Here is a 230-nt window from a genome sequence, read left to right on the forward strand (position 1 = left end):
GGCTGATCACACTGCGCATGGCAGGCGCGATGGAGAGCACGGCGACAAGAGAGAAAAGCCGGGAATCGTCATAGATCAAAGCCATCGGCCAGGAGATGATCATCATCAGCGTGCTGATGGCCACGCCTCGAAGCAGGCTGAGGGTAAGGGCCGTGGCAAACATATCGTCCGAAGGCGACGGCTGGCGCATCAGGGCCTGCGTCAGCGGCAGGTCCAGGATTGTCTCGACG

Annotated in this window: 1 protein-coding gene; it reads right to left on the minus strand. The window is 60.9% G+C overall.

The window, feature by feature from the left end; genetic code table 11:
- Positions 1-230, minus strand: a 230-nt coding sequence (locus tag AF337_RS33090; RefSeq protein WP_152971316.1) for an oligosaccharide flippase family protein, incomplete at both ends; no start/stop codon positions are given.

Source organism: Rhizobium ecuadorense (genome assembly GCF_001187535.1).
GTDB lineage: Bacteria > Pseudomonadota > Alphaproteobacteria > Rhizobiales > Rhizobiaceae > Rhizobium > Rhizobium ecuadorense.